The organism is Alteromonas antoniana (assembly GCF_019249295.1).
GTDB classification, from domain to species: domain Bacteria; phylum Pseudomonadota; class Gammaproteobacteria; order Enterobacterales; family Alteromonadaceae; genus Alteromonas; species Alteromonas antoniana.
Window position 1 is genome coordinate 22,174 of the sequence record NZ_JAESDH010000019.1, and the last position, 23,406, is coordinate 45,579.

The following is a 23,406-nucleotide window of genomic DNA, read 5'->3' on the forward strand; positions in this document are numbered from 1 at the left end:
GCGTTACTACTTGCACGCCGGTGTCGACCAGCCTCTCTTGCGTGATTGAAAACTCCGTAAGACCTGAAAAGCGTGTTCACATTTTATACAATACAGGCTATCTTAAATAATTAATCGACCATAGACGGTATGCAGTAGAAGGATCTCAGCGCAGTGCCTGTTGTTATTTATAACCTCTCACATTACTTATTCCGACGCGACGACCAGTTCGGGCATAAACTGGCTACATTGTTGTTGTACTTTATTGCCGCCTCGATTCAGGTTGGAACAGTGGCGTCGCTGATTTCTCTGGAAGCGGCGCGGATTGTCGAATCAGGGTTATTACTGTTACTGCCATCAACATTCGAACCTCACCAAGCGGCCGTATACAGTGTCTATCAGGAGCGCACCTACGTAACTATTTCAAACTGGTTTAAAGCCGGTTGTATCTGGCTTATGTACCTCGGAGCTAAACGGGCTATCGTATTAATTCGTGAAGAAGCAGACGGTCCCGGTATTGCGCTACTGGCCGGTACCTTTTTCGTCATCTCACTGCTGGGCTATCTTCCTATCGCTTAGGCTTCTTTTCAGCCTCGCACTTCCCCCTGCCCAAGCACCACAAACTTCTCGGTAGTCAGCGACTCCGCGCCCATGGGGCCATAAGCGTGCAGCTTGCTGGTGGAGATGCCAATTTCTGCCCCCAAGCCAAGCTCCCCCCCGTCAGAAAAGCGTGACGACGCATTTACCATCACCACCGCCGACTGAATGTCCCGGATAAAACGCTGTGCGGTAGCGTAATGTTCGGTGACGATAACTTCAGTGTGTCCGGAACCATACGAGCGAATGTGAGCAACCGCATCCTCATAACTCTCTACTACCTTCACGGCAATTTCCAGTGCCAGATATTCAGCATGCCAGTCGACATCGGTGGCCTGCAGCGCCCCGTTAAAATACTCCAGTGACTGACTACACGCATGGGTCGTCACCTCATAGTCGTCAAATAACGCGGCGACTCTGGGTAGAAACGTCGCGGCCCGGTCTTTGTGAACCAGGCACGTCTCCAGCGCATTACACACGCCCACTCGCTGGGTTTTGCCGTTTTCCAGGATAGCCAGCGCCATGTCTTCGTCAGCTGCCGAATCGACATAAAGGTGGCATACGCCTTTGTAATGCTGAATAACCGGAATACGGCTGTGATCCGCTACATACTCAATCAGGCCTTCGCCCCCCCTTGGGATCACCAAATCAATATCCTGTTTAAGCGTTAACAGCGTTTTTAAGATACCGCGGTCAGGGTCGGGAATGACGGTCACAATAGCCGGGTCCAGATCATGCGCTTTAAGGACATGATGCAAGCAGGCCGCCAGCGCCAGATTAGAATGCAGCGCTTCTTTGCCACCGCGAAGAATAACCGCATTGCCGGCTTTCAGACACAGCGCGGCGGCATCCACAGTGACATTCGGGCGCGACTCGTAAATCATCGCGATAACGCCAAGCGGGATACGCATTTTACCCACCTGGATGCCGCTTGGCATACTGCGCATGTTAGCGATCTGCCCAACGGGGTCGGCTTGTGCGGCGATATCCGCAACGGCGTTGGCAATGTCCATTACCCGTTGTTTGGTGAGTGTCAGCCGGTCAGTCATTGCAGCATCCAGTCCATGCTCACGGGCATGCTCCAGATCAAGACTGTTAGCATCCAGAATATTGTCGGTTTGCGCCACAAGGTGCTTGCTGATATCCATCAACAACGTTCTTTTTTGCTCACCGGAAAGCGCAGCAATTGCCGTTGATGCTTTGCGTGCATCCTTTGCTGCCTGTTGAATAGAAAAACTCATAAGGTCCCCTTAGCTGGAAGGGCAGGGACGTTCGTCAGTGCATCGCGTACTCTTCACAGAAGTCCAAGTACGCGAATGTTCCCTGCCTCAGTTACCCGTTAGCGATGAACGGGGCAATTATATGGCTCGGGACAGCAGCACCAGATCATCCCGGTGCACCACGACCTCACTACAATCATAGCCCAAGGCATCACGAATTTGTTGTGACTTCATGCCTTTTATTTGATTCAGCTCAGTATCTGAATAAAGCGACAACCCTTTAGCAATAACCTGCTCCTGACATCGTATTTCTACCGCATCACCGGGCCGAAACCGCCCGCTGACGCCGTGAATTCCAGAGGGAAGGAGCGAAGCCCCTTTTTGTTCAATCGCAGAGCGGGCTCCTTCGTCTACGTCAATTACGCCACGGGTTTTTAACGTATGAGTCAGCCACAATCGCCGGGCAGTATTGCCGGACTGTGTAGCATGAAATAATGTGCCTGAGACGTGACCTTCCAGTAATGCATCAAACACGTGACCACTACGCCCGTTTACAATAACGGTTTGAATACCGCTTTGTGTGCATTTATCTGCCGCTTCGATTTTCGTTCGCATGCCCCCTGTGCCGACTGACGAGCCTGCGCCACCGGCCAGTGCATAAATGCTGTCATTGATGCTTTCTACTTCAGGGATCAGGGTCGCACTGGCATCTTTTCTCGGATCCGCGGTATATAACCCGTCGATATCCGAACAGATGATTAGCGTATCTGCTTCAGCCACCAACGCGGTATAGGCCGCTAAATTATCGTTGTCGCCCACTTTCAGCTCGTTTACCGCGACCGTGTCATTCTCATTGACCACTGGCAACGCCTGATGTTTAAGCAATTCACGCAAGGTATTTTTGATATTTACATAGCGGGTACGGTCGTGCAGGTCGTCCGCGGTTAGCAGTACCTGTGCGCATGGGAAGTCGAAAAAGCGCTGCCAGTTTGCCATCATCTGCATCTGCCCGATGGCCGCCATCGCTTGTTTTTCTGCAATAGAGGCAGGATGATTAAGCCGTACTTTACTGCGACCCGCTGCCACGCTGCCCGATGACACCACAATCACTTCTTTGCCAGCCTCCCGACTGGCGGTGATAAAGCGGGCAATGGGCAATAAAAATTTTGCCTGACACTGATTACCATCGGGTGCAATCAGCGCACTTCCTATCTTGATTACGGCACGTTGCCAGGAAAACTGGTTCATGAGGTTTGAAGACTAACAGCGGATTGGGCAAGCATACGCCAGCACGATAAATAAACAAACTGTCTATTTACGCTTTTTTGCGGCGAAAACTGACATGTATACGGTCAAAAACTGGCATTAGACAGGCTACAGCTTATACAATACGTGGTTTGAAATTGTATTTTCAGTAGCAAGGAATCTGCATGAGTAGACGTAACCGCCATCTGTTCTGGGTTATCCCGGTGCTTTCTATGATGGTTCAGCTGCCTGTCGCCACAGCAGCCATAAAACAAACGAAAGGCGACTTTGAAGATAAATTCCGCCAGCTCGACGAAGTACTGCCAACGCCAAACGTTTACCGTAACGCGGCAGGTGAACCGGGCCATCAGTACTGGCAACAGAAAGTCGATTATAAAATCGATGTGAAACTGGACGAAGAAAAGCGTCGTCTGGAAGCCAGTGAAACCATCACTTACACCAACAACTCGCCAGACACACTGAAGTATTTGTGGATCCAACTCGATCAAAACAAATTCCGCAATGATTCTATGTCTGCGCTGTCAACCAACTTCGGTGGCATTGGTAACCGTGGACCGGCGACAGAAAGTGCATCATCAGATAAGCCTGCACGCTTAAGCATGGGTGCACTGCGTCGTCAGCAATTTGTTGAAGACAACGAGCTGGGTTACGACATTCAGCGCGTTGAAAATAAAGCCGGCACCGATTTGCACCACGTGATCGTCGGCACGCTGATGCGTGTTGACCTTGCCACGCCATTAAAGCCAGGCAAGCAGGTAACCTTCGATATTGATTTTGCCTTTAACATCGTCGAAGAAGATGCCGTATCTGCCCGTTCAGGTTATGAGCACTTTCCCGATGACGAGCGTGAAGGTGGCAACGATATTTTCCTGCTGGCGCAATGGTTCCCACGTCTTGCTGCGTACACCGACTACGAAGCCTGGACGAACAAGGAGTTCATTGGCCGTGGTGAATTTACGCTGGAGTTCGGTAACTACGATGTGAACATCACGGTACCGGCTGACCACGTCGTGTCTTCTACCGGTGTGTTGCAGAACCCTAAAGATGTGTTAACTAAAACTCAGCGCGACCGCCTGAAAAAAGCGGAAACGGCAGACCGTACCGTCTTTATCGTGACTGCAGAAGAAGCACTGGAGAACGAAAAAGAAGGCACCAGCAAAACCAAAACCTGGCGCTTTCAGGCAGAAAATGTACGCGACTTTGCCTGGGCCTCTTCGCGTAAGTTCATGTGGGACGCACGCGGTTACCAGCAGGGCGGCGACGTACAGCCACTGGTTATGGCCATGTCTTTCTACCCGAAAGAAGGTGGCGATCTGTGGAAGAAATACTCTACTGAAGCCGTTATCCACACCATGGACGTATACAGCCGGTTCTCATTTGATTACCCGTACCCGGTAGCGCAGTCTGTAAACGGTCCGGTAGGCGGCATGGAATACCCCATGATCACCTTTAACGGCCCGCGCACGGAATTGCGTGACGATGGTTCGCGTACTTATTCACTGGCAGAAAAGCGCTTTTTGATTGGCGTGGTTATTCACGAAGTCGGGCACATTTACTTCCCTATGACCGTGAACTCTGACGAGCGTCAGTGGACCTGGATGGATGAAGGCTTAAACAGCTTCTTAGACGGCGTTGCCGGTCGCGAATGGGATCCAAACATTCCATGGGGCGTTGAGCCACGCGATATCACAGGCTACATGAAGTCCTCTACGCAGGTGCCAATCATGACCCAGTCTGACTCGGTTCTTCGCTTAGGCCCGAATGCCTATACCAAGCCTGCGGTTGCCCTGAATATTCTTCGTGAAACCATTTTAGGTCGTGAGCTGTTCGACTTTGCGTTTAAAGAGTATGCACAGCGCTGGATGTTTAAACGTCCTACCCCCGCGGATTTCTTCCGCACCATGGAAGAAGCGTCAGGGGTTGATCTTGACTGGTTCTGGCGTGGCTGGTTCTACTCTACCGATCACGTAGATATCTCCATTGACCGCGTATACAAACTGCGTCTGGATACCGCAGATCCAGATATCGATTTTGCCCGCGAGCGTCAGGCGGAGAAAGACAAGCCGATGTCGCTTACCGACGAGCGCAACCGCGAAGAAGGCAAAAAACTGTGGGTGGAACGCTTTGACGACATCAAAGACTTCTACGACGACAACGATCAGTACACCGTTACCAATAAAGATCGTAACAAGTACCGTAAGTTCCTGGATAAACTGGAGCCGTGGGAGCGCAAAGCATTTGAGCGCGCTGTACGTGAAGATAAGAACTACTACGTTCTGGACTTCTCAAACAAAGGCGGCCTGGTGATGCCTATCATACTGGAGCTGGAATATACTGACGGCACTACCGAGATGATGCGTATTCCTGCTGAAATCTGGCGTCGCACACCCAAAGCGGTCAGCAAGCTGGTGGTGACAGAGAAGGACAAAGAACTGGTAAGCGTGACGGTTGATCCGCGCTGGGAAACGGCCGATGTAGACGTGGAAAACAACCACTATCCTCGCCGCATTATTCCTTCGCGCATCGAAGCGTACAAATCCAAGCCTCGCGATGGCAAGGTGTACCGCGACCTGATGCACGAAATCAACACCAAACTGGATGACGACAAAGAGGGCGACGATGACAACTAAGCTGTCTCGTTGTGCCCGGCAGTGGGGCCTGATGGCCCTGCTGCTGGTTACTGCTTTCTCGGCATCAGCACATCAGATAAAGGCCGCCATCACGACGGTACTGTTCAATCCCAGAACGGAAAATATCGAGGTGATGCACCGGTTTAATCTGCATGACGCAGAGCACGCCGTGAAAATGCTGTTTGATAAGTCAGCCGACATTATGAGCGATGAGAGCACGCAGCAGGCGTTTGCCGAGTATGTGGATGAACACTTCGCCATTTTGAACGCAGACGGTGAGCCGCTGGCGCTGAAACCGGTTGGCTATGAAACCGAAGGTAAGTTTTTCTGGGTGTATCAGGAAACGGCGCAGCCTCCGGCAATGGAAGGACTGCAAATTCGTCACGATGCCCTGCGTGATTTATGGCCGGCCCAGGTCAACACGTTAAATGTTGAGGGGAATGGGCCGCTGAAAACCCTGACCTTCACCGATAATGTGACTTTGCTTGAAGTCAAATTTAACGGTCATCATCACTGACTCTTTACCGGCACCAACGCGCGCAACACTGCCTGACTGAGGTGCCGTTTATCTCCTCGCTACGCGCCACATCTTCCCGCTTTTGCTTTCGTTACTTTTTATAATAGATTGATTATGTGACGATTTTCATTCTGAAATACCATCACGCTTTCGCAGATACGCGACACCTGTACTCATCCGACTTTCATTATGAATTTTTAGCGATTAGTATTTAATCAACCATTTTGTACAGGTGTGAGTTATGAAGCCGTTTTTTGCTGTTCTGTTTATGCTGTCCACGTCGGTGTTAACCGGGTGTGCAACCCTCAACTTTCCCTCTCCCATGACCGAGACCGAAGTGTTCGATAAGCTGGTTAGTGTGGAGCCAGTTGCCCCTAAAGAGAAAATATACCGCCAATACGTGACTGACGGGCGTTACCTGCAATTCGAACGCATTGATGAGAACAACATTATTTACGGATGGTATACCTGTACAGATTGCACCTGGACCCGGTCCAAGTTTTTAGCTATGTATGACGGCAGTTATCTCTATCTGACTTACGGTCATCATGAAGAGTTTTTCCTGGAGTCGCCACAGAATAAACGCCAGCACCCTGACTTTTCTCACTGGTCGTGGAGCGTGGTGAATAAATATCAGATAGAAGGACGCAACCTCATCCTCAGAGGGCAAATCCGAAAATGCATCTACGACACGCCGCAAATCCGGGAATGGGACAACAGCCCCTGGTCTTACGACGGTGAAATTGACTGTATGTATAAGGAACGCGGGACGTTTCAGAGTATCTACGTAGCGACGATAGACGAAACACTGACGGGTCAGCGAAGCTCCATTGTTGGTGCTGAACAGGATGCCATACCCTCGGATATTCGCAGTAAGCTGACCGGCCTGAAAGACTTATACGAGCAAGGCCTTATCACGCAGGAAGAATACGAAGAAAAGCGGCGAGAAGTGCTCGATAGCTTGTAGCGTTTGTTCCAGAGCGGCCGTGGCCGCTCTCTTTGGATTTGTTATCTGGCTGAATAGTCTTTCGGCGCTTATGCTACCAGACAAGCTTCATATTGTTTTGTGACACCGCCACGTCTTGTAGGGTGGCTGTGTATCTTCACCGACAATCTACCCTCACGTAACACACCGTGACATCGTTTCTGCGTCTACGCCATAAGTCGTAGATGGCACCGTTGACCCGCCGCGTACTCGTGACGCATTATGCTATTAATAACCAGACTTAAGGAAACATCATGAGTGAAAAGCCGGTCGGAAGTGAATTCGCAAACAAGAAAAATATCATGTGGGTGTTACTCTCCGGTGCAATGGCGGTAACGTTTGTCGTCCTCATGTTCTTGCCAGACTCAGGCACCGGGACGGGTACCATTGCAGTTTATGCTTCGATGCTATGGTGTGGGCTGTTTGGTGCAGCGCTCGCACGATACGTTAACCGAAACGGGTGGATGGGTTTTGCGGGCGGCAGTGTGGCGGGCCTCGTGATCCAAATGCTCTCGCAACTGGTTTAAAATTTAAATTCCTAATCTGAGTATGTCATGGCAGATGAAAAGCCTGGTAAGCGGATCCCTACCGGCAGACTTGCCAGAGTTGGTCGCCTGGGCGCGCTGGCTGGCCGAATTGCTACCAATGTAGTTACACAGGGGGCCGGTCAGTGGATGAAGGGGGAGCGTCCTCAACTGTCATCGCTGTTGCTGACGCCCGGCAACATCACACGCATAGCAGACCAACTCGCCACCATGCGCGGCGCGGCGATGAAAGTTGGTCAGCTGATATCAATGGACGGTGGCGATTTTCTGCCTCCTGAGCTGGCTGAAATTCTGGCTCGTCTTCGTGAAGACGCTGAGCCGATGCCAAAGGCACAGCTTATAGAGGTGTTAGATAATAACTGGGGGAAAGGATGGCAGGACCGTCTGCTTTACTTTTCTTTTGCTCCGGTGGCGGCGGCGTCTATCGGACAAGTGCATAAAGCCATCACCATGGATGGCGAGACACTGGCGATTAAAGTGCAGTACCCGGGTATCAAAGACAGTATCAACGCGGATGTCGATAATGTGGCGTCTCTAATTAGACTCTCCGGTCTTATTCCGAAGGATATCGCCTTAAACACGATCCTTGAGGACGCAAAAATACAGCTGCATCAGGAAGCCGAGTATCAGCGCGAAGCTGAGATGCTCTCTCGCTACGCAGCATACTGTGATGATTCCCCGCTCTTTGTGACACCTACTGTTTATCCGACGCTCACCACTGATACGGTGCTGGCGATGAGTTACCTCAACGGCGATCCCATTGAGCACCTGCAAAGCGAAGATCAGTCTGTACGCAATAACGTGATGAGTAGCCTGCTACGATTATTTTTTCAGGAAGTGTTCGACTTCAGGTTACTGCAAAGCGATCCTAATCTGGCGAACTATCGCTATCAGAAAGACACCGGCAAGGTAGTGCTTCTCGATTTTGGTGCCACTCGCGAGATCCCCGCTTCCATCAGTGATGGCTACCGTACTTTATTACAGGCAGCGTATGATAATGACGCCGCATTGATGCGTACCACTGCTCTGAAACTGGGACTGATGTTAGATACTCACTCACCGCGCCAGCAGGATGCCGTTGTAGAAATGGGATTAACCGCCTGTGAGTCAGTACGAGTAGATTCACCCTATGATTTTGGCAAAACCGACTTAATGCTGCGATTGCACGAAATGGGTATGTCGCTGACCTATGAAAACAATTTCTGGCATGTTCCGCCGGCAGATGCGCTGTTTATACACCGTAAACTGGGAGGGCTGTTTCTGCTGGCCAAGCGTCTGGGAGCGCAGGTCGATATGCAGGAGGTCGCATCTCCCTGGATATCCACTCCTGATAGCTAACGCTCTTTATAATTATCGCCTTTCATCAGTCGTATCGGGTATGGTTTTTATCAACACAACTTATAACAGCTGAGGTAGGGCAGAGCAGCTTTTGTAAAAAAGCGCCGGTGCAGAAGCACCAATGACAAGGTGCCTGCGATAGTCAGTAGGGAAGCGTCATGGTAAACGGCAACGCCATTTGCTCAGCGCTTTTAGGAGGATTACCTATCATCTCATCGTATGGCGTATCATGCTTCATAACCGCCTGGTCGACATCACAGTGCGCGAAGGTTTCGCGGATCTGTCCGGCGCTGAAGAAGCGTTTCGGATTATCATTTTCGTCATAAACCAGGCCGGTATTATCGCCAACCGCAAGCCAGACAAGATACACATTCATTTCATAAGACTGCACTTCAAGATAATCAATCGCCAGAGCATTCTGGATGACGTCTTTATAATAAAATTTATGCATAGCCGTTTGCCATTTTAAAGTGTGTTTTGTCAGCGTGGAGAATTACCGATAAAGACAGTTACGGGACACGCATAGCGCAACTGGAAAACCGGGTGCAGAAAGCAACGCCGCACTGGCTCTGGGCCAGTCCTGGTCTTAATTCAGTTCCACGTTACAGTTTATTCACTCCACCTACGCAGCTTAAGTTCTTCGGGGTCATCGTCACCAATGAAATTTTTGTCATCTTGTCGTACAACCCATAACAACATAACCAGACTGACGGCATGCAGTGTCAAAGAGGCCGTCACCAGTAACGTCGGTAATCCAACTGCCAGCCATAGCAGGGGCAGAGCAAGCAGACGGGGGCCTTCCAGCGCCAGGGCCATTTTGGACTGCTGAAGCACGAAACCGATTTGTATACTCGATAGAAGTACACTAATCATAAGTACTGCCTGCTGTGCGCCGGTGATTGCCGAGAAATTCAAAAGCAGATAGACAGCCGTCGCCAACATCAGAATATGCTGTAAGACACAGTACTTATTGACGGCGTCATTCAACGCCGGGTCGTATTTTTTAAAGTCGGCCAACGACGATTTGATCTGCGGATACTGCTTTGCAACGTCAGCGGGTCGCCAGCCGGTACGTCCAAACCACACCCGCCATTTATCACGCCATCGTTTGGTGTGATAACTGTCGTGTATTAGTTGCGAATACACCTGTAAGTTCGCCCAAACCGGATTGAAGCTTTTGAGCGCACCACGAATGCCGTATACAGGTTTTGCATTGTTCATTTCCGGGATGAAAGTACCAAATAGCCTGTCCCACAAAATGAATACACCACCGTAGTTCTTGTCGATATAGACACGGTTCTGTGCATGATGAACCCGATGATTTGAAGGGGTTACGAACACCCATTCCATCCACCCCAGTTTGTCGATGTACTGTGTATGCACCCAAAACTGATACACCAGATTCAGTGCAGCGACAGTGATCACCATTTCCGGTGGAAAGCCCATCATCGCCATTGGCAGATAAAATATCCAGCTAAACAGCGCTCCGCTGGTTTGTCGTAAGGCGGTGGTGAGATTGTAATCTTCGCTGGAGTGATGCACGACATGCGCGGCCCAAAGAAGACTCATCTCGTGTCCCATACGATGATTCCAGTAATAGAAAAAATCGTAAATGATGAAAGCGGCGATCCAGGTCCATACGGAATCCGGCAGAACCGTCAGGGCCAGCGCATCAAATACCAGCACGTACATGGTCAGCGGGATCAGCTGATGAAGAAGTGTCATAAGCCGGGAAAGTACGCCGGCACTTAGGCTGGTCAGGGCATCGTTAATACGATAGTGGCCATTTTTGCTTCGTGAATCCCAATACCATTCAACACCAATTAACAGGAAAAAAGCAGGGATCGCGAAGAGAATGACTGTCATAACAGGCTCGTTGTTTTTTTAGACGATGTTAATAGAATGTATCGCCATTTCAAGTATTTCCTGCAATTTCACCTGCAGATCACGGCAAATCCTAAGGTATCATGAAACAAAAGCGATCAAATTCTGTCCTTTTAAAGTAGAAAAGTGTTAGAAAAGAGGAATTTGGCCTTGCTTAGGAACCAATCCGTCTATTGATTTTCCAATATGTTGCAATATCTCTGATAGTATTAAGCAAGGACTGAAAACACGGTGGAGACATTATGAGTGAAGCGTCAGAAAAACGAACACTAGCCCCGCACCTGATTATTATCGGTGTCATCGTAATTGTGATTTTGGCCGTGCTGTTCTGGCCGTCTGAAGATGAGCCGGAAGATACCATGGTAAATGAGCCGGAGGTTACCCAGCCGGATAACACTATGCCAGATGAGCCCAAAATCATAGAGCCTGAACAGGCTCCCTCGACGGTCGAACTCGATCCGGAAGCGGAAGTGGAGCCGATGCCGGATATGCCGGAAACAGAACCGGAACCACTGGATACCAGCGATCCGGCGATAAAGTCGTCTTTGCAGGAAATTTCCGACGCGAACTCCACGCAGGTTAATCGTCTTCTTGTCAATGAAGCCCTACTACAGCGTTTTGTGGTATCGGTAACCAATCTGGCAAATGAAGAGATGGCGCCTAACCATCAGTTACTGACGCCGCCCGATCAGCCTTTCAGAACGTATACGCAGGCTGACAAAGAGTGGATAGATGCTGCCAGCTACAAGCGCTACACCCCTTATGTAGACATGCTGGAGTCGTTTAACAATGAAGCCCTGCTTAACCTGTACGCCATGTATAAGGGGGATATTCAGGCGAAATACGCGGAAATTGGTGAAGATCCCGATGAACCGTTCGATCAAAAGCTGATTGAGGCTATCGATGAGCTACTGGACACCCCTGAAGTGCCGGTACCGGTTGAAGTATATACCGATTCTGTTGCCTATAAGTATGCCGATCCTCGTCTGGAAAATCTGAGTACACCGCAGAAACAGCTGCTGCGTACCGGGCCAGATAATATGCGCCGCATCAAGGCTAAGCTGCGCGAAATTCAGGATATGCTGCAAGACAATGGATCTGAGTAGATTCCAGCAACAGTTGTCCGGGACGCAAGACGCGTCCCAGTCTCTGCCGCCGGTAGAGAAGTGGGATCCGGACTTCTGTGGCGACCTGAACATGGTCATCGCTTTAGATGGCCGCTGGTTTTACGAAAATTCCCCGATTGGCCGCCAGTCCCTGGTCAGGCTTTTCTCTACTGTTCTCAAAAAAGAGGATGAGAATTACTATCTGGTAACACCGGTGGAGAAGGTTGGGATCCAGGTTGAAGACGTGCCCTTTGTTATTACAAACTGGCGACGTGAGGATGGCAACCTGATATTGACCACACAGACCGGCGACGACTGCGTCATCGGCCATGACCATCCTATTGAATTACGCTCCCCGCCCGCTCCATTAGCCGATCCGGATGCCACGCCGATCCCTTACGTAAATGTTCGTCGTAATTTATGGGGACGACTGCATCAGAATGTTTACTACCAGTTACTGGAGCATGCCGAGTCATCTACTGATGAAGCGGGAGTATCGACATGGACGGTTACCAGCCAGGGTGAGTCCTACTGTATTGGGCAAGTGAAATAGGCATTCTGCTACCCGGCGTTTCCCGCAACAGCGAATGATACCGCTGAAAGTCAGGCGCCCGTCACGCAGCAGGTTTGCATCACGTTAAAGATTATCTCACCGTAACGCGCTTTATCGTATCTGAGTTTGCGTTGCTACGCCGGCTACCCTAGAGTAAAAATCTCCAAACCAGAGAAGAATTACAACAATGATGAAGAAAACCCTACTGGCGCTCGCTGCAAGCGCCCTGACACTGTCAGCGCAAGCTGCCACTCTGATCCACGCAGGCAAAGTTTTTACCGGCACTAGCGATTCCTTAAAAGAGAAAGTCACGCTGGTGGTTGAAGGCAACACGATTAAAGCCATACAAAACGGATACGTTGAAGGTGACGACAGCGATACGGTAATTGATTTAAAAAACGCCACGGTACTTCCGGGCCTGATGGACATGCACGTGCATTTATCAATGCAGCATGGCGGCCCGCAAACGTATCTTGAACGTTATTCTCTGAATGAAGCAGACTACGCGCTACGGGCAGCAAATTACGGTGAGAAAACCCTTATGGCTGGCTTTACCACCGTCAGAAACCTGGGTGATGGCTATAATGAGACGGTGGCACTGCGTAATGCCATCGCTAAAGGGATCCAAACCGGCCCACGAATTTATACCGCGGCAAAATCTATCGCCACTACGGGCGGGCATGCCGATCCCAGCAATGGTATGGCAAAGAGCATTCGGCCCGATGTTGGCCCTGAAGACGGCGTAGTCAATGGTGTAGCAGAGGCCAGACAAGCGGTTCGTCAGAGATATCAGGACGGCGCGGATGTTATCAAAATCACCGCCACAGGCGGTGTATTAAGTGTCGCGAAAAGCGGCCAGAACCCACAGTTTATGGATGATGAAGTTAGTGCCATTGTTGAGACTGCCAACGATTACGGTATGACCGTTGCGGTTCATGCCCACGGTAAAGAGGGGATGAAGCGCGCCATCCGTGCGGGCGTCACATCGATTGAACATGGCACCTACATGGACGATGAAGCCATTAAACTGATGAAAGAGCACGGCACCTATTACGTACCGACCATCCTCGCCGGCGCGTTTGTAGCGGAAAAAGCAAAAATTGATGGCTATTTCCCTGACATCGTTCGCCCGAAAGCTGCCGCTATCGGACCACTTATTCAATCTACCTTTGCCAAAGCTTACAAAGAAGGCGTGAAAATTGCTTTTGGAACAGACAGTGGTGTCTCGGCGCACGGTGACAATGCCCAAGAGTTTACGCTGATGGTAGAGGCAGGTATGCCGCCTGCGGAAGCGTTAAAGAGTGCAACCGTATCTACGGCTGAACTGCTGGGTATCAGTGACAAACTGGGCTCTCTTGAAGCAGGTAAGCTTGCAGATATTGTGGCGGTTCCCGGAAATCCTCTTGATGACATCACAGTAATGGAAAACGTAATTTTCGTGATGAAGGACGGGACGGTGTATAAACGCTCGTAAAAGGATTACATGGCTGTCAGTAAAGCGGTAAAGCACAGAACTAAGAAGCTGGTAGAGTCGGAGCATATGCTTAAGGGCATTACTCTGGCTTCTTTTTTGGAATCAACCATTGTACCTATCCCGCTTGAGGCGGTGTTAGTTCCTTTGATGCAGGCCAGGCGCGACAAGCTCTGGCTAATCGCGCTGATGGCGACGGTAGGCTGTGTGATTGGCGCTGTGTTTGGTTACGCGTTGGGCTACTACCTGTTTGATTTAGTGGGAGACTGGGTCATTGAGGCGTTTTCGAGCCCTGAGCAGTTCGAGCAGGTAAAACAGAAAATGAGTGCTGAAGGGTTTTGGTTTGTCATGACCCTGGGCATCGCGCCTATTCCCTTTCAGATAGCCATGCTTGCTGCCGGTGCTACACAGTACTCCATGGTGATGTTTCTTATTGCCACACTCATCGCCCGCTCGCTACGCTATTTTGGCCTGGCGATTGTGGTTTACTATGCTGGCAACAAAGCTGAGCAGCTTATCAAGCGATACAAAATGAAAGCCATTCTGGCGATGACCGTTGTGGTGTTATTGCTGTGGTGGGCAAGTAGCGCACTCTCAGGGTAGGTGAGACCAGGTTAAGGGATCACGCCAGCACCGGAAGACTCCCGAAACGCCGCCCTCTATGCTGTAAATGCGATTTGCGTTTGCAGCAGCCCTGTTAGGTTCTCAATACAAACAGGCCCAAGACACTGTTACTGCGCTTGCTACATGACGTCGCCGGCAAGGACCACCGCCACTCCCTGCCTTCTGTCTTGCAGTGCATACTTCAGGACGCTTTGTGTAAAAGTAAACGGATCCGGACTGTCTCAGGCCTCCAATACGCTGAATCCCCCTTCGACCATTCAGGAACTGCCGACGGTTCGAAGTATCAGTCACTGATTACACAATCTATAGCTATCACGGTTTATTGCACAAAAAACACGCATTGGTGCAGTTCTTGAAACAGCTTACCCACTTTTATCTTCCGGAGCCGCTAATGAGCAACTCTTCTAATCTCCTTGGCATCATTGCTGGTGCGGGCTATAGCGCCAAAACCGTCATGTATTCGATGCTGGGTGTGTTTATTCTTACTTCCGTAATATCTGCCGCGGGGCGTGAAAAAACCACACAGACACATGTTTTTGAGACGGTTCAATCCCAACCCTTTGGCCAGGTTCTGCTAATTGCCGTCATTGCCGGTCTTATCTGCTATGCCCTGTGGCGCTGGCTTCAGGGTATGCTCAATACAGAATCTCTGGATATGGGAAAAGCCAAAGATATCATTATGCGGATTTTCTTATTTGTATCAGGCCTGTTCTATTTTGGCGCGGCTTACGTTGGCATCACTGTCCTGACAGGAAATGAGTCTTCAGGATCAGGACAGGGCGACTCAAACAGTGAAAAAATCAGTCAGCAATTAATCCAGTACGAGTGGGGGCTCGCCGTAATTGCCGCCATAGGGGCTGCCGTGCTGGTGTTTGCTTTTGTGCAGTTTAAGCATGCCTATAAGGCCGATTTTATGAAGAAGTTTGAGACCGAAAAGCTGTCACAGTCAGCGCAGCATGCCACCCGCTCTGCAGGGCGCTGTGGCTACACTGCAAGAGGTGTCGTGTATATGCTGGTAGGTAGCTTCTTTCTGGTATCCGCTTACCGCCACGATCCGTCGGAAGCAGGTGGCCTGCAACAGGCACTAACAACGCTAACGCAGCAAAGCTTCGGCCCTTATCTACTCGCAGCAGTTGGTATCGGGTTCGTACTGTTTGGGGTTTATTGTGCCTTTGAAGCGAGATATCGCCGCACCTGAGGATTAAGAAAGCACCTGACATTGCGTAGCTGACAACACCAAGCAACACGTGACTGTGTCTGAAACCGCAGCATAACGACATAATGTCGTCATGCTGCGTTTTTCAATTTGTACCGTTCACAGCCCTTTTCTAATCAGATACTCATAAGGCATCTGCTCAGTTTGCGAGGCAACCAGCGTGTGTTCCATAAACCGGCAGAAACTGGGAATATCCCTGGACGTGGAGGGATCATCCGCAATCACGTGAACGGTTTCTCCGGTCTCCATTTTGCGTATCTGCAATCGCACCATCATCACCGGCTCTGGGCAACGAAGTCCCAGAGCATCAAGTTTATGATCGGCGTGTTCAAACTCGCTCACGGACATACTGCCTGTCAAATCCCGTAACTTTCGCGATAGGCGTTGATGGCTGCGATACTCTCATCAAAGCCACCCTGTTCCGTGAGGTAAGTCACCACGTCTGCCAGAGACACAATGGCAACCACCTGCGTAGAAAAGTCCCGCTCTACTTCCTGAATAGCAGACAGTTCGCCCTGACCACGCTCTTGCCTGTCCAGCGCAATCAGCACACCGGCCAGTGTGGCGTCATTTTCCTCAATTAACGTCATCGATTCGCGAATCGCAGTACCGGCAGTGATCACATCATCCACCAGCATGATCTTTCCTTGCAACGGACTACCGACCAGGTTCCCGCCTTCTCCGTGACTTTTCGCCTCTTTACGGTTGAAGCAATAGGGTGTGTCGATGTCATGATGGTCAGCCAATGCCACCGCCGTGGTCGTGGCAATAGGAATCCCCTTGTAAGCGGGGCCGAACAATACGTCAAATTCAATACCGGCATCGGCAAGTGCAGCGGCGTAGTAGCGTCCTAACCGGGCAAGATCGCGCCCCTTATTAAACAGGCCTGCGTTAAAGAAGTAGGGGCTTTTGCGCCCCGACTTCAACGTAAACTCGCCAAATTTCAACACACCACGCTCAATAGCAAACTCAATGAATTCCCGTTGAAAAGCTTTCATTGCAACCTCTTATTCTTATGCCAGCGCCGCTTTCTGAATATCGAACAATTCACGTAAACCGTGACGGGCGATTTCCATCATCTCCTGCATTTCTTCAAAGGAGAAAGGTTCACCCTCTGCCGTGCCCTGAACTTCAATCAGTTTGCCGGTCTCGGTCATCACTACATTCATATCAGTTTCGGCTTCAGAGTCTTCGGTGTACTCTAAGTCGGCGATAGGGGTGCCGTTGTAAATACCTACCGACAGCGCAGCAATCATATGCTTCAGCGGATTGGCTTTTAAGATCCCTTTCGCACGCATATAGGTAAGCGCATCCACCAGCGCCACACACGCACCGGTGATAGATGCTGTACGCGTACCACCATCTGCCTGAATCACATCACAATCCAGTGTAATGGTATTTTCACCCAGTAATTTCAGATCGACAGCGGCACGTAACGAACGGGCGATGAGACGCTGAATTTCCAGTGTTCTGCCACCTTGCTTTCCACGAGCCGCCTCTCGGCCACTGCGGGTGTGCGTAGCGCGCGGTAACATGCTGTATTCAGCAGTGATCCAGCCCTTTCCCTGCCCCTTCATAAAACGAGGTACCCCTTCTTCAACAGTGGCGTTACACAATACTTTGGTATTGCCAAACTCCACCAGCACGGAGCCTTCGGCGTGACAGGTATACTGACGGGTAAGGGTAACAGGACGAATCTGACTGGCGGTTCTGCCGCTTGGACGCATAGTAGTCTCCACAAGGTTTATGCATGTGTAATAAGGGTAGCCGATAGTCAGGCAATGCATGAGCATTGAAGGGTCATGCAGCCTGAAAAGGCTGAACACGAAGTATATCGCACAACGCGCAAAGAGGAAAAACCAACTTACCTTCATTTGCCTGTGGCAGGAATTACGCGACTTCACAAAAAATTGCGCTATGATAGTGAAGTGGCGGGCCTGACAACACTGAGAGAAAGTCAAAACGCATCCCGCGGTTTGACACAACAGGGCACGCAAAACAGGATGGTAAAATGATTTACAGCATGACAGCCTTCGCGCGTAGCGAAATAAAAAAAGACTGGGGCACTGCAGTGTGGGAAATCCGCTCTGTGAACCAACGATTTCTGGAAACTTATTTCCGCTTACCGGAGCAGTTTCGCTCGTTAGAACCCGTACTGCGTGAGCGCTTTCGCAAACGCCTGGCGCGCGGAAAAGTAGAGTGCGCATTGCGCTTCAGTGCCAATGATGCCGCCGTGACGACACTCAACCTCAATGAAGCGTTGGCAAAACAGGTTATGCATGCCGCAGACTGGGTACAGGCGCACGGTCAGTCAACCGGCGTTAATCCCCTTGACGTCTTACGCTGGCCTGGCGTTATCGCCGCAGAAGAAGCCGATATGGATGCCATTCAGGCAGACCTGCTTGGCGCTTTTGAAACGGCACTTAACGACTTTATTGACGCTCGGGCGACCGAAGGCGAAACACTGAAAACACTGATAGAACAGCGCCTTGACGGTATCGAAACCGAAGTCACGAAAGTGACAGAACAGATGCCGGAAGTACTCAAATGGCAGCGCGAACGCATTCAAACACGTTTTGAAGAAGCAAAAGTGGAGCTGGAACCTGGTCGTCTGGAGCAAGAGATGATCATGCTGGCGCAAAAGGTGGATGTTGCTGAGGAGCTTGACCGCCTCAACTCCCACATTGGTGAAACCCGCAATATCCTCAAAAAGGGCGGAGCCTGCGGCCGTCGTCTCGATTTTATGATGCAGGAATTTAACCGCGAATCGAATACGTTGGGTTCGAAATCAATTAACTCACAGACGACGCAATCTGCGGTTGAGCTGAAGGTACTGATTGAGCAGATGCGTGAGCAGATCCAGAATATTGAGTAACACTTTGACTTCACATCACGCTTCGGTAATAAGCCTGCCATATGCAAGCTTAACCCTGAGGTGGCATCATCGCATACCTCGGCCCGCTATCTGCGGGCTGATTTTTTTAAACACGTTAATGCTGTGAATGACGACTCACACCGGCTAACCCGTCGTTTGTGCAATGATTGCATGCAGCCAGTAATGTGAGTGCTGAATTGATTTGGCAATGCGGCGGCTTCTAATACGAACTGTTTAGACGACGCAGTAACCCTGGTGAATATGCGTAATACGTTTTATGGTAAGTGTCAGCAACTCTGTTATTACGATGAGGACATCATGCGTCTGCTTTTTTATTCTGCGATATTACTCATGCTCACATTGCCGGTACGGGCCAGTGACACCACAGCTATCGAAACCGTTTTAGATTCTCTTCACCAACATTCTGCTGAGGCAAAGGGTAAAGCGTACTTTTCTTTGTATGCTGACAACGCGATGTTTATCGGTACCGATGCCTCTGAGACATGGACATTAGACGAATTTAAACAATACGCTATGCTCTATTTTGATCAGGGCAAAGGGTGGCGATATCACAGCGTAGAGCGCCATATTTCGCTGTCTGATTCTGGCGATATAGCGTGGTTTGTAGAAATGCTGGAAAGTGAAAGCTTTGGTGTTACACGTGGAACAGGGGTGTTGCAAAAATACGGTGATAAATGGCTTATCGAGCAGTATCACCTCACGCTGCCGATACCCAATTCGATGATTGACAATGTTGCTGATGACATTAAACACCAGTCTCTATAGCTGTTCAATTCAACACATGCGCCGACGGCCGACAGACAGGTGCGGGTCAACAAAAAACAGCCTCGGATGAGGCTGTTTTTTTAGCGTGTCTGTTATCAGGTGTTCTGATTTGTCAGCGGCTGAATTTCCAGCTCGACACGACGGTTCATCTGACGATTTGCCGCACTGTCGTTAGGCACTTTTGGCTGATATTCACCAAGACCAACCGCAGTCATACGCGTCGGGTTAACGTTGAACGATGTCATCTGCATTTTCACCGCGTTGGCACGACGCTCGGATAACGCCTGGTTATATTGTTCAGCGCCAGTATCATCGGTGTGTCCTTTGATCATCAATACGGTTTTTTCATATTGATTCACTACAGTTGCCACATCCTGTAAGACCGGATTAAAGTTCGGACTAATAGAGGCGCTGTCTGTTGCGAATGTAATATCGCCAGGCATGACAAGGCGTAAGTTGTCACCTTCACGCACTACCTGTACGCCGGTGTCGGAAAGCTGGTTGCGAAGCTCTTCTTCCTGCTTGTCCATGTAGTTACCAATAGCACCACCGGCGATCGCACCTACCGCAGCGCCCCATGCGTAGCGACTTTTATCATGGTCACCCGTGGCTTTCCCCAGAATTGCACCTACAACCGCGCCAATGCCCGCACCTTTCTGTGTATTAGACATTTCATTTGCACAGCCACCGATAGCGACAGAGGCAGCAAGTAAACTTACAGCAAGTGTTTTCTTCATAACATCCTCGTTATTTAAATCATTACATCGTTTGGAATTACAGCAATTCCTGTTCCATCAGCTAGTGCAGAGATGGCTCACACTACTAACAGTAGCCTATATAAGCTGAATAGAGGCTAAACGACTGGTACTTTTGTCGTAATTTTTACAGATAATGTGATCAAAGAATCAGGAAAGATCTACACGGTAGGGAAGCCAAAGTGCGCACTTTTCACCCATCACGTTGCTTTTTCGCGACAGTCAGATATTTACGCAACGCTCAAAAAACGCGTTTACATCAATACGGTAATCACTCGCTTTTACCGCTTTCTCAATCCTGACCGTCGTATCTGTACTCAGATCGATATCTTTCGGCTCCAGAAAGTGGTTGCCGCGAATAGAAAAAAACACCTTAATTTTGGGTGCCAGCGTTGCGCTGGTCTGGGCCATTACCATACCGATACGTTCGTTATTGAGTTTCACTAAACTGCCAACCGGGTAAACACCCATACATTTTATGAATTGTTGTACTAATGCCTTATCCAGTTTGTGCGGTGTGTCGTTCATCAGGATCTGCAGGGCTTTCTGGCTTGGCATTCCTGCTTTGTAACAGCGGTCTGCCGTTAATGCATCATAAACATCGGCAATCGCCAGCATTCTGCCAGCTTGGGAGATTTCATCTTGCCGTGCGCCATTCGGATAGCCATATCCGTCGAGCCGCTCATGATGCTCTGATACTGTTCTGACTAAATGCTCGGGTATATTCACTTCCTCTAACACCCTCACACCATAGTAGACATGATCGCGCATCACATTCATTTCCATGTCTGTCAGTTTACCGGGTTTGTGCAATATACTGTCCGGGATCCGTATTTTCCCGATGTCATGTAAAAATCCCGCATAGGCCAGGTCGTTAACCTCGCTATCCGACATGCCGATGAAACGTCCAAAGTTGCCCAGAAGAATAGCCACATTCAGCGAGTGCTCCAGCAGGTACTCGTCCTTTTCGCGTATTTTCGTCAGGCATAACAACGCATCTGGATTACGATCAATGGATGACACCAGCGACTGTGAAAATTCCCGCGGTACTTTGTCATCGAAAGGCAATCCCTGCTTTACTGCGTTCAGCAGTTGCTTCTGGATTTTTTTGCCTTGTTTATGCAGTTTTGTTGCACGTGAAACCTCATCCTGGAATGAGACTTTTTCTGCTAAAGTTTCACTTTCATTTTGCTTCACCGGGGTAACTTCAGCATTATCCGTAACAGATACGTCTGGCTCACCCGTCTCGGGATTAAACTGTTTGGATAAGTCGATGAGGAGGGTCTTTACGCCGCGTTTTCTTAATGCGTCAACAACGGCTTGCTTCAGCACTTTTCCCTGGCTCTTAATTTTTACCGAGCCTTTTTGCTCAACAATGCTGTGGACGTACATACCCGGACTGAGTTCATCGATAGATATTTTTTTCAGCGAACTCTCGGCCATGAACTACATACTACATAAACGAAAAATAAAAAATTACCCTATCTGCACGGTTCATACAAGCTAAAACGGCAGTTCAGCGAGTATCGTGTATATGTCCGGCTTCCAGTTATAGGTTTGCATGTGAACCCGACCGCGAGTGATAACTACCTCCTCACGGTTAAGCCGGCGCTCCTGATCTTCGTAGGCTTCTGAGCCAGACGGGAAAGCCAGCTTACCGTCGGCGCGCACGACACGATGCCAGGGCACATTTTGCGATGTTTCTTTCAGGCAGCGACCAGCCAGACGGGCCCGCCCTGGTAGCCCGGCTAGATCTGCAAGCTGACCATAGCTGACAACGCAACCCGCAGGTACCCGTTTCAGCACATAACAAATTTGCTCGCAGGGCGTGTAATTCGGCATACTGTATCCTCAATCAGGCACTTTTTTATCATGCGACAATACTGTTCTAATTGCCAATACCCCATTACTACCTGTGTTTGCAGCGTGATCAGGCGCGTTGAGTGCCCGCTCAGCATTTCAATTATTCAGCATCCCAAAGAGGTGACGCACGCCAAGAACACTGCAAGATTAATCGCACTGTGTCTGAATAATGTGAGCGTGGTGGTCAGCAACAACGATGAGCACATGACATCGCTCAGAACGCGCTGTGAGACACTACCGACAGCACTGCTTTATCCGGGAAGAGACAGCCACAGTTGGGAGCAGACAACAGCCTCTGACCATGCGCTTGCACACCTGATAGTACTAGATGGAAGCTGGCGTCAGGCATTTGGACTATGGCAGCAGCATACGTGGCTACAAGCTCTACCAGCGTATCATTTTTCATCAGCACCGCCATCTGACTACGCTATACGTCACACTGACGACACAGCCCATCTATCTACACTTGAAGCGGTTGCTTATGCGTTATCAAGCCGGTTCAATACCGATGTAACCCCGCTTTACCAGTTACAACGACGCATGCAGGATTGTTGGCAGGGGCCACCTGAACATCGTCGATAAGCCGCTAAGCTGACATCGCTACAAAGCCTTTCTGATCTTGAATCAGAGATATCCAGTTACGTACTGCCGGAAACGCAGAGAGGTCAAAGCCACCTTCATGCGCCACGTGGGTATAGGCGAAAAGAGAAATATCAGCCAGTGAAAGCGAATCGCCGAGCAGGAAAGGGGTCTTATTGAGCTGCGCCTCCATTACCTCCAGAGCACGATAGCCCCCGGCCTGCTTAGCGGCAAACTCTTCCCGCCGGTCATCCGGCATTCCCAGATAGACATTGATATAGCGAGCCACCGCAATATAAGGTTCGTGACTGTACTGTTCGAAGAATTGCCATTGCAACAGTTTGGCAAAGTCAAACGCCGAGTGGGGGATCAGTAAGGAACCTGAAGCAAGATAATGAAGAATCGCATTGGACTCTGTCAACACGCGGCCATCATCAAGCTCAAGCATCGGTATCTTGCCATTCGGCGCTTTTTCCAGAAAGGAGGGTGTGCGGGTTTCGCCGCGCAAAATATCAACGTCTACCCAATCACAGACTTTTCCAAGTAACGACACTAAAAGCTGTATTTTGTAGCAGTTTCCCGATTTCTTATCGCCGTATATGCGCATTAGGTATCCA

At 49.9% G+C, this 23,406-nt stretch carries 25 protein-coding genes; 14 read left to right on the top strand and 11 right to left on the bottom strand.

The window, feature by feature from the left end:
• Positions 1-153 precede the first annotated feature (153 nt).
• A complete protein-coding gene (locus JKP77_RS15475; RefSeq protein ID WP_218312066.1) occupies positions 154-558 on the top strand; it encodes a hypothetical protein in 405 nt (134 codons plus the stop codon).
• 8 nt (positions 559-566) lie between these two features.
• On the opposite strand, the gene JKP77_RS15480 is transcribed toward JKP77_RS15475, so the two are convergent.
• Together JKP77_RS15480 and proB are read right to left on the bottom strand one after the other, a co-directional pair.
• Entirely contained in the window at positions 567-1,817 is a 1,251-nt protein-coding gene (locus JKP77_RS15480) for a glutamate-5-semialdehyde dehydrogenase (protein ID WP_218312067.1), read from the bottom strand.
• 117 nt (positions 1,818-1,934) lie between these two features.
• Positions 1,935-3,044 carry a glutamate 5-kinase gene (proB, locus tag JKP77_RS15485; RefSeq protein ID WP_218312068.1) on the bottom strand — a complete coding sequence of 370 codons (1,110 nt, stop codon included), beginning with the start codon at positions 3,042-3,044 and terminating at the stop codon, positions 1,935-1,937.
• A 182-nt stretch (positions 3,045-3,226) separates the two neighbouring features.
• Here proB and JKP77_RS15490 point away from each other — a divergent pair, with 182 nt between their 5' ends.
• The 5 genes from JKP77_RS15490 (at position 3,227) to JKP77_RS15510 (ending at position 9,077) form a co-directional block, all read left to right on the top strand.
• Positions 3,227-5,692: a M1 family metallopeptidase gene (locus tag JKP77_RS15490; protein ID WP_218312069.1), complete on the top strand. Its 2,466-nt coding sequence runs from the start codon at positions 3,227-3,229 to the stop codon at positions 5,690-5,692.
• Positions 5,682-6,209: a DUF6702 family protein gene (locus JKP77_RS15495; protein WP_218312070.1), complete on the top strand. Its 528-nt coding sequence runs from the start codon at positions 5,682-5,684 to the stop codon at positions 6,207-6,209. Before JKP77_RS15490 ends, JKP77_RS15495 begins: the two co-directional genes overlap by 11 nt.
• A 241-nt stretch (positions 6,210-6,450) precedes the next feature.
• Positions 6,451-7,176: an SHOCT domain-containing protein gene (locus JKP77_RS15500; RefSeq protein ID WP_218312071.1), complete on the top strand. Its 726-nt coding sequence runs from the start codon at positions 6,451-6,453 to the stop codon at positions 7,174-7,176.
• Positions 7,177-7,448: 272 nt separating this feature from the next.
• On the top strand, positions 7,449-7,721 hold the full coding sequence (locus JKP77_RS15505; RefSeq protein WP_218312072.1) for a hypothetical protein: 273 nt from the start codon (positions 7,449-7,451) through the stop codon (positions 7,719-7,721).
• Positions 7,722-7,748: 27 nt separating this feature from the next.
• The gene (locus JKP77_RS15510) at positions 7,749-9,077 is read left to right on the top strand and encodes an ABC1 kinase family protein (RefSeq protein WP_218312073.1); all 1,329 of its coding nucleotides are present in this window, start codon (positions 7,749-7,751) and stop codon (positions 9,075-9,077) included.
• Positions 9,078-9,219: 142 nt separating this feature from the next.
• On the opposite strand, the gene JKP77_RS15515 is transcribed toward JKP77_RS15510, so the two are convergent.
• On the bottom strand, positions 9,220-9,528 hold the full coding sequence (locus tag JKP77_RS15515) for a DUF6482 family protein (protein ID WP_218312074.1): 309 nt from the start codon (positions 9,526-9,528) through the stop codon (positions 9,220-9,222).
• 158 nt (positions 9,529-9,686) lie between these two features.
• Positions 9,687-10,943 carry a sterol desaturase family protein gene (locus tag JKP77_RS15520; protein ID WP_218312075.1) on the bottom strand — a complete coding sequence of 419 codons (1,257 nt, stop codon included), beginning with the start codon at positions 10,941-10,943 and terminating at the stop codon, positions 9,687-9,689.
• A 260-nt stretch (positions 10,944-11,203) separates the two neighbouring features.
• On the opposite strand from JKP77_RS15520, the gene JKP77_RS15525 reads away from it, so the two are divergent.
• The 5 genes from JKP77_RS15525 (at position 11,204) to JKP77_RS15545 (ending at position 15,913) form a co-directional block, all read left to right on the top strand.
• The gene (locus tag JKP77_RS15525) at positions 11,204-12,067 is read left to right on the top strand and encodes a DUF3014 domain-containing protein (protein WP_218312076.1); all 864 of its coding nucleotides are present in this window, start codon (positions 11,204-11,206) and stop codon (positions 12,065-12,067) included.
• Positions 12,054-12,620 carry a DUF1285 domain-containing protein gene (locus JKP77_RS15530; protein ID WP_218312077.1) on the top strand — a complete coding sequence of 189 codons (567 nt, stop codon included), beginning with the start codon at positions 12,054-12,056 and terminating at the stop codon, positions 12,618-12,620. Before JKP77_RS15525 ends, JKP77_RS15530 begins: the two co-directional genes overlap by 14 nt.
• A gap of 190 nt (positions 12,621-12,810) precedes the next feature.
• Complete coding sequence (locus JKP77_RS15535; RefSeq protein WP_218312144.1) at positions 12,811-14,094, top strand: metal-dependent hydrolase family protein; 1,284 nt, start codon at positions 12,811-12,813, stop codon at positions 14,092-14,094.
• A 9-nt stretch (positions 14,095-14,103) separates the two neighbouring features.
• Positions 14,104-14,694, top strand: a complete 591-nt coding sequence (locus JKP77_RS15540; RefSeq protein ID WP_218312078.1) for a YqaA family protein — start codon at positions 14,104-14,106, stop codon at positions 14,692-14,694.
• 412 nt (positions 14,695-15,106) lie between these two features.
• Complete coding sequence (locus JKP77_RS15545; protein ID WP_218312079.1) at positions 15,107-15,913, top strand: DUF1206 domain-containing protein; 807 nt, start codon at positions 15,107-15,109, stop codon at positions 15,911-15,913.
• Positions 15,914-16,030: 117 nt separating this feature from the next.
• Here the strand turns inward: JKP77_RS15545 and tusA are convergent, their stop codons facing one another.
• The 3 genes from tusA to rph are packed head-to-tail and all read right to left on the bottom strand — an operon-like array spanning position 16,031 to position 17,658.
• Positions 16,031-16,273: a sulfurtransferase TusA gene (gene tusA / locus JKP77_RS15550; RefSeq protein ID WP_420840070.1), complete on the bottom strand. Its 243-nt coding sequence runs from the start codon at positions 16,271-16,273 to the stop codon at positions 16,031-16,033.
• A gap of 14 nt (positions 16,274-16,287) precedes the next feature.
• Complete coding sequence (gene pyrE, locus JKP77_RS15555) at positions 16,288-16,929, bottom strand: orotate phosphoribosyltransferase (protein WP_218312081.1); 642 nt, start codon at positions 16,927-16,929, stop codon at positions 16,288-16,290.
• A gap of 15 nt (positions 16,930-16,944) precedes the next feature.
• Positions 16,945-17,658 carry a ribonuclease PH gene (gene rph, locus JKP77_RS15560; protein ID WP_218312082.1) on the bottom strand — a complete coding sequence of 238 codons (714 nt, stop codon included), beginning with the start codon at positions 17,656-17,658 and terminating at the stop codon, positions 16,945-16,947.
• Between the two features lie 284 nt (positions 17,659-17,942).
• Here rph and JKP77_RS15565 point away from each other — a divergent pair, with 284 nt between their 5' ends.
• Both JKP77_RS15565 and JKP77_RS15570 read left to right on the top strand, forming a co-directional pair.
• Positions 17,943-18,806, top strand: coding sequence for a YicC/YloC family endoribonuclease (locus tag JKP77_RS15565; protein ID WP_218312083.1), 864 nt, complete (start codon positions 17,943-17,945; stop codon positions 18,804-18,806).
• Between the two features lie 261 nt (positions 18,807-19,067).
• Positions 19,068-19,592: a nuclear transport factor 2 family protein gene (locus JKP77_RS15570; protein WP_246601232.1), complete on the top strand. Its 525-nt coding sequence runs from the start codon at positions 19,068-19,070 to the stop codon at positions 19,590-19,592.
• A gap of 95 nt (positions 19,593-19,687) precedes the next feature.
• Here the strand turns inward: JKP77_RS15570 and JKP77_RS15575 are convergent, their stop codons facing one another.
• From JKP77_RS15575 to JKP77_RS15585, 3 genes are all read right to left on the bottom strand, one after another.
• Positions 19,688-20,329: a YiaD family glycine zipper/OmpA-like lipoprotein gene (locus JKP77_RS15575; protein WP_218312084.1), complete on the bottom strand. Its 642-nt coding sequence runs from the start codon at positions 20,327-20,329 to the stop codon at positions 19,688-19,690.
• A 240-nt stretch (positions 20,330-20,569) separates the two neighbouring features.
• The gene (locus JKP77_RS15580) at positions 20,570-21,790 is read right to left on the bottom strand and encodes a cyclic di-GMP phosphodiesterase (protein WP_218312085.1); all 1,221 of its coding nucleotides are present in this window, start codon (positions 21,788-21,790) and stop codon (positions 20,570-20,572) included.
• 60 nt (positions 21,791-21,850) lie between these two features.
• Positions 21,851-22,189, bottom strand: coding sequence for an MGMT family protein (locus tag JKP77_RS15585; protein ID WP_218312086.1), 339 nt, complete (start codon positions 22,187-22,189; stop codon positions 21,851-21,853).
• Between the two features lie 30 nt (positions 22,190-22,219).
• Between JKP77_RS15585 and JKP77_RS15590 the strand changes: the two genes are divergently transcribed.
• Positions 22,220-22,792: a tRNA-uridine aminocarboxypropyltransferase gene (locus JKP77_RS15590; protein WP_218312087.1), complete on the top strand. Its 573-nt coding sequence runs from the start codon at positions 22,220-22,222 to the stop codon at positions 22,790-22,792.
• Between the two features lie 4 nt (positions 22,793-22,796).
• Here JKP77_RS15590 and JKP77_RS15595 read toward each other — a convergent pair whose 3' ends face one another.
• Complete coding sequence (locus tag JKP77_RS15595) at positions 22,797-23,396, bottom strand: glutathione S-transferase family protein (RefSeq protein ID WP_218312088.1); 600 nt, start codon at positions 23,394-23,396, stop codon at positions 22,797-22,799.
• Between the last annotated feature and the right edge of the window lie 10 nt (positions 23,397-23,406).